The organism is Roseibium sp. (genome assembly GCF_025698965.1).
In the GTDB taxonomy this organism is placed as follows: domain Bacteria; phylum Pseudomonadota; class Alphaproteobacteria; order Rhizobiales; family Stappiaceae; genus Roseibium.
Genome location: NZ_JAILWL010000397.1, coordinates 1 through 6193 on the forward strand (window position 1 = coordinate 1; position 6193 = coordinate 6193).

At 56.2% G+C, this 6193-nt stretch carries 6 protein-coding genes and 1 pseudogene; all 7 read left to right on the forward strand.

Annotated elements, in window-relative coordinates; all coding sequences use genetic code 11:
• The coding region (locus tag K5905_RS25000) for an aminotransferase class III-fold pyridoxal phosphate-dependent enzyme (protein ID WP_297589170.1) at positions 1-738 on the forward strand (738 nt) is incomplete at its 5' end.
• A 63-nt stretch (positions 739-801) separates the two neighbouring features.
• Positions 802-1089, forward strand: a complete 288-nt coding sequence (locus tag K5905_RS25005) for a cupin domain-containing protein (protein WP_297589173.1) — start codon at positions 802-804, stop codon at positions 1087-1089.
• 12 nt (positions 1090-1101) lie between these two features.
• Positions 1102-2358 carry a Zn-dependent hydrolase gene (locus K5905_RS25010; protein WP_297589175.1) on the forward strand — a complete coding sequence of 419 codons (1257 nt, stop codon included), beginning with the start codon at positions 1102-1104 and terminating at the stop codon, positions 2356-2358.
• A 103-nt stretch (positions 2359-2461) separates the two neighbouring features.
• A complete protein-coding gene (hydA, locus tag K5905_RS25015; RefSeq protein WP_297589177.1) occupies positions 2462-3919 on the forward strand; it encodes a dihydropyrimidinase in 1458 nt (485 codons plus the stop codon).
• A gap of 181 nt (positions 3920-4100) precedes the next feature.
• A complete protein-coding gene (locus K5905_RS25020) occupies positions 4101-4907 on the forward strand; it encodes an ABC transporter ATP-binding protein (RefSeq protein ID WP_297589179.1) in 807 nt (268 codons plus the stop codon).
• 60 nt (positions 4908-4967) lie between these two features.
• A complete protein-coding gene (locus K5905_RS25025; RefSeq protein ID WP_297589182.1) occupies positions 4968-5837 on the forward strand; it encodes an ABC transporter permease in 870 nt (289 codons plus the stop codon).
• Positions 5834-6193, forward strand: a pseudogene (locus K5905_RS25030) (ABC transporter permease); the annotation flags it as partial. The gene K5905_RS25025 and the pseudogene K5905_RS25030, both read left to right, overlap by 4 nt.

Genomic DNA, 6193 nt, shown 5'->3' on the forward strand with positions numbered 1-6193 from the left:
GCAGAGTATGCTGAAGACCTTATCCGTATTATCCAGCTGCATGACCCCTCGACTATTGCGGCCGTGATCGTTGAACCCGTTGCAGGTTCGACAGGTGTGCTCATTCCACCAAGGGGCTATTTGGAGCGGCTTCGTGAAATCTGCACGCAGCACGGAATTCTGCTGATATTTGACGAGGTAATCACCGGTTTCGGCCGTCTCGGCTCTCCATTTGCTACAGACTTCTTTGACGTCACCCCTGATCTGGTCACGACGGCCAAAGGTCTGACATCAGGGGTCATCCCGATGGGAGCGGTGTTCTGCACCTCGGAAATCTACAACACTTTCATGACCGGTCCGGAACACATGATCGAACTGTTCCACGGTTACACATATTCCGCCCATCCGGTCGCATGTGCAGCCGCGCTCGCAACGCTGGACACATATGAAGAAGAAGGTCTGCTCACCCGGGCCGCCGAACTCGCGCAGCATTGGGAAGACGGGCTGCATTCTCTGAAAGATTGCCCGAATGTGATCGATATCCGCAATCTTGGTTTGATCGGTGCCATCGAACTGGAGCCAATTGCCGGTGAACCGACGAAACGCGCGTTCTCCGCATTCCTCAAAGCCTATGATGACGGTCTGCTGATCAGGACTACGGGCGACATCATCGCCCTGTCTCCACCGCTCATAATATCGAAGGAGCAGATCGATGAGTTATTCGACAAATTGAGAACGGTACTGAACAGCATCGACTGATGACGTCAAAGGTGGTGACCGGGGGGTTCCACCGATCTTGAACACCTGGGGAATTGGCTTGTCATGACCAGACATCAGGCAACAGCGACACAGCTGATTGACGACGACAGGGTTCGTGTCACCCGTTTCGATTTCGAACCCGGGGCGGAGACCGGCTGGCATCGTCACGAGATGGATTACGTCATCACCACACTCACCGACTGCAAGATGCTGCTTGAAGAACCGGGGGATGAAAGCCGCGAGGTCTTCATCTCCGCAGGAACCGTGTATCGCCGTGAAGAAGGCGTGGAACACAATGTTATCAATGGCGGAGACAAGCCCATGTCCTTCGTCGAAACCGAATTGAAGTAGGAGGGTTAGCCTATGGCAGCTCCGGGCGAAAACCTTAGGATCAACGCTGACCGTCTCTGGGACAGCCTGATGGAAATGGCCAAGATCGGCCCGGGTGTCGCTGGTGGCAACAACCGCCAGACCCTGACTGATGAAGATTCAGAAGGTCGCAAGCTCTTCCAGAAATGGTGCGAAGATGCCGGTATGACGATGGGTGTCGACACCATGGGCAACATGTTCATGACACGGCCGGGAACCGATCCAGACGCCCTTCCCGTTTATGTCGGTTCACACCTCGACACCCAACCGACTGGTGGCAAATACGACGGCGTACTGGGTGTTCTGGGTGGTCTGGAGGTAATCCGTACCTTGAACGATCTCGGTCTCAAGACCAGGCACCCGATTGTAGTGACCAACTGGACCAATGAAGAAGGCACTCGCTATGCACCGGCGATGCTGGCCTCCGGTGTTTTTGCTGGCGTCCATACCCAGGATTGGGCCTATGACCGGGAAGATGCCGAAGGGTTGAAGTTTGGCGATGAACTGAAGCGCATTGGATGGGTTGGTGACGAAGAGGTCGGCGCCCGCAAGGACAAGATGCATGCCATGTTCGAGCTACACATCGAACAGGGACCAATTCTGGAAGCCGAAGGCAAGGACATTGGTGTGGTCACACATGGTCAGGGTCTTTCCTGGACCCAGGTGACGGTCACAGGCAAGGACAGCCACACAGGCTCCACGCCCATGCCCATGCGCAAGAATGCGGGTCTTGCCATGGCACGCATTCTGGAACTGGTAGACGAAATCGCCTGGTCCCATGCCCCGCATGCCGTCGGGGCCGCCGGTCACATCGACGTTTATCCGAATTCGCGCAACGTGATCCCCGGCAAGACAGTCTTCACTGTGGACTTTCGCTCGCCGGACCTCGCAGTCATCAAGGATATGGAAGATCGGCTCAAGATCGGTGCGAAGAAGATTTGTGACGAGATGGGGGTCGACGTCGAGTTTGAAAAGGTCGGCGGCTTCGATCCGGTCGAATTCGACAAGACTTGCGTGGAAGCGGTTCGTAACGCGGCAGAACGCCTTGGGTACACCCACCAGAACATCATTTCCGGTGCCGGTCACGACGCCTGTTGGATCAACCGGGTAGCTCCCACAGCCATGATCATGTGTCCCTGTGTCGACGGCCTGTCGCACAACGAAGCCGAAGAGATTTCCAGGGACTGGGCAAAGGCAGGAACGGACGTCCTGTTCCACGCGGTCGTCGAGACGGCGGAGATCGTGGAGTAGCAGTGAACTACGCAGCCTCATGGCCCGGAGGGCTCTCGACTTGGAGACATCCCGGTGCATCAACAGAGTGAACCGGGCAATATACGAAAGAAGGGGAACACTAATGGCAAGCAAAGTGATCAAGGGCGGCACGGTTGTCACTGCCGACCTTTCCTATGACGCCGATGTGAAAATCGAAGACGGCAAGATTGTCGAAATCGGTCCGAACCTCTCCGGCGATGAAACGCTGGACGCAACCGGTTGCTACATCATGCCGGGCGGGATCGATCCGCATACGCACCTGGAAATGCCCTTCATGGGTACCTTTTCGTCCGACAATTTCGACAGCGGAACGCGCGCAGCACTCGCGGGTGGCACCACAATGGTGGTCGACTTCGCCCTGCCCTCACCTGGCCAATCGCTGATCGAAGCGCTGCAGATGTGGGATAACAAGTCCACCATGGCGCATTGCGATTACTCCTTCCATATGGCGATAACCTGGTGGGGAGAGCAGGTCTTTAACGACATGCAGACGGTCGTTCAGGAAAAAGGCATCAACACGTTCAAACACTTCATGGCCTACAAGGGTGCCCTGATGGTGAATGACGACGAAATGTTCGCCTCGTTCCAACGCTGCGCCGAACTTGGCGCTCTGCCGCTCGTGCACGCTGAAAACGGCGACGTCGTCGCCACTTTGCAGCAAAAGCTTCTGGCTGAGGGACACAACGGCCCGGAAGGCCATGCCCACTCACGCCCGCCGGAAGTGGAAGGCGAAGCCACAAACCGGGCAATCATGATTGCGGATATGGCCGGTGTTCCGGTCTACATCGTTCACACATCTTCCGAACAGGCTCATGAAGCCATCCGCCGCGCGCGCCAGAATGGCATTCGTGCTTATGGCGAACCGCTCATTCAGCATCTGACGTTGGATGACAGTGAGTACTATCACCATGATTGGGACCACTCCGCTCGTCGTGTCATGTCACCGCCATTCCGGGACAAAAAACATCAGGATTCGTTGTGGGCAGGGCTTGCTGCCGGGTCACTCCAGGTGGTGGCAACAGACCATTGCGCCTTCACCACGGAACAAAAACGCACTGGCGTTGGTGACTTCACCAAGATTCCAAACGGAACCGGCGGCCTCGAAGATCGCATGCCGATGCTGTGGACATATGGCGTCAACACAGGTCGATTGACGCCGAACGAGTTCGTTGCGGTAACTTCAACCAATATTGCAAAAATCCTGAATATCTATCCGAAAAAAGGAGCAGTTTTGGTCGGTGCAGATGCAGATCTGGTGGTCTGGGATCCGAGTAAGGAAAAGACAATCTCCGCGAACAGCCAGCAATCGGCCATCGACTACAACGTCTTTGAGGGCAAGAAAGTCAAAGGACTGCCGCGATACACACTGACACGCGGTCGGGTGGCCGTGGAAGATGGTACGGTCAACCACAAACAGGGCCACGGCGAGTTCGTTGCCCGCGAGCCCTTCCAGGCCGTCAACAAGGCACTTTCAACCTGGAAGGAAGTCACGGCGCCACGGCAAGTGGAACGCACCGGCATTCCGGCTAGCGGGGTTTGATGCAAAAAGTCCCCTCTCACCCGTGGGAGGGGAACCTGTTTCTGCCCGAATGCGGAGGCCAGAACCTGGAGGTCCTGACCGGATCCCCATCTGATGCCTCCTATCAAATACTGTTTATCGGCACCCGACTCGTGTAGCGAGGAACAATATGACTGCTCTTGCCAGCGCAAAGGACACCGAAATGGTGGAAAACACAGCCAGCGCCAGCCCGAACCGGGTGATCGATATCGAGAACCTCTCGCTGACGTTCGAGACCAATGATGGTCCGGTGCACGCCTTGTCCGATATCGATCTCAAGATCGAGGAAGGTGACTTTGTTTCCTTTATCGGGCCGTCCGGTTGTGGCAAGACCACCTTGCTTCGGGTCATCGCGGATCTGGAAAAACCGACCGCTGGCTCCATTACGGTCAACGGTGTCTCGCCTGAGGAGGCCCGCCTCAAGCGTGCGTATGGTTATGTGTTTCAGGCAGCAGCGCTCTATCCGTGGCGAACGATTGCCAAGAACATTGCATTGCCATTGGAAATCATGGGGCTATCGGGAACTGAACAACAGCAGCGAATAGCCAAGAACCTGGATCTGGTGAACCTGACCGGTTTTGAAAAGAAATTTCCGTGGCAGCTTTCCGGCGGCATGCAGCAACGCGCCTCCATCGCCCGCGCACTCGCCGTGGAACCCGATCTTCTGCTGATGGACGAGCCATTTGGTGCCCTGGACGAAATCGTTCGGGATCATTTGAACGAACAGCTGCTTCAACTCTGGGCAAAAACCAACAAGACAGTCGTGTTTGTCACTCACTCCATTCCGGAGGCCGTTTTCCTCTCCACCAAGATTGTGGTCCTGTGTCCGCGTCCAGGTCGGATCTACGACGTCATTGAAAGCGACCTTCCGCGAAATCGGAACCTGGACGTACGGGAAACACCTGAATTCCTTAAAATTGCACACCGCGTGCGCGAAGGCCTGAAAGCCGGGCACTCATACGAGGATTGAGGGACAATGACCGACGCGACCCTCCCCCCCACTCGCAGCCTCAGCCCCTTCGCCGGTCTCATGTCGGGTACTGTCGGACCGGTAATTGTCGTTGTTCTGTCAATCATCAGTCTCTGGTACATCGCGGCAGTCATTTTGAACGCCCCGTTCCAGCAGGAAATGTATGAAAGGGCCAATCGGACAGAAGTTCCGGTAACCTTGTTCATTACAGACACTCTGGCCCAGGAACGTCCAGTTCTGCCTGCGCCGCATCAGGTCATCATCGAGATCTGGGAAACGACGGTTGAGAAGAAAATCACCTCGAAACGCTCGTTGATCTACCACACTGGCATCACGCTTTCCTCAACGCTTCTGGGCTTCTTGATCGGGACGACTCTCGGCATACTGCTCGCCATTGGTATTGTGCATTCCCGCGTGCTCGACAAATCGCTCATGCCCTGGGTTATCTCCTCCCAGACCATCCCCATTCTGGCGATCGCACCGATGATCATCGTCGTTTTGAACGCCATCGGCATTTCAGGCCTGCTGCCCAAGGCAATGATCTCGACCTATCTGTCGTTCTTCCCCGTCACCGTTGGCATGGTGAAGGGGCTTCGGTCACCGGAAGTCATTCACATGGACCTGATGCACACCTATTCGGCATCTCGCATCCAGACCTTCTGGAAGCTGCGGCTTCCCTACGCTGTGCCCTACCTTTTTACGTCCATGAAGATCGGCATGGCCGCCTCCCTCGTCGGCGCGATCGTCGGGGAATTGCCGACGGGTGCAGTTGCCGGACTTGGAGCCCGCCTTCTGGCCGGGTCTTACTACGGTCAGACGGTTCAGATATGGTCCGCACTACTGATGGCCGCATTTCTTGCCGGCGCACTTGTGGCCCTGATCGGCATTTTGGAAGGCGTCACGCTGAAACGCATGGGGATGGCACGATGAACACAACATCCACCAAGCGCCGTTTCGACATGCCTGCAATGCTTGCCTGGTTCGTTGTCGCCATGGTTCTGATCGGCCTTTTCAGCCCGATCTTCAAGCCAGATCTTGGCGTTATGGAAGTTCCACGGCTCTCGTTTTGCCTGGTTATCCTGGCGATTGCCGGTGTCCGCTATGAACTTGGCTTCATGCGCAACCGCATCGGCGACGTGATCCTGGGCCTCGTTACAGCTCTCGCCGCCTGGCTTCTTGTCACGACAGTGTCCAATCACACCGGGCAGGCAACCCTCGGCTTTTGGGCGCTTGTTGCAGCGACCTGGGCAGCCTCATGGCTGTTCGTTGAACGGCTTGCCATCTGG

Bases quoted from the DNA above. Each gene is read 5' to 3' on its own strand.
- K5905_RS25025 (WP_297589182.1), top strand. From the start codon at position 4,968: ATGTCGGGTACTGTCGGACCGGTAATTGTCGTTGTTCTGTCAATCATC.
- K5905_RS25005 (WP_297589173.1), top strand. From the start codon at position 802: ATGACCAGACATCAGGCAACAGCGACACAGCTGATTGACGACGACAGG.
- K5905_RS25010 (WP_297589175.1), top strand. From the start codon at position 1,102: ATGGCAGCTCCGGGCGAAAACCTTAGGATCAACGCTGACCGTCTCTGG.
- K5905_RS25020 (WP_297589179.1), top strand. From the start codon at position 4,101: ATGGTGGAAAACACAGCCAGCGCCAGCCCGAACCGGGTGATCGATATC.
- hydA (WP_297589177.1), top strand. From the start codon at position 2,462: ATGGCAAGCAAAGTGATCAAGGGCGGCACGGTTGTCACTGCCGACCTT.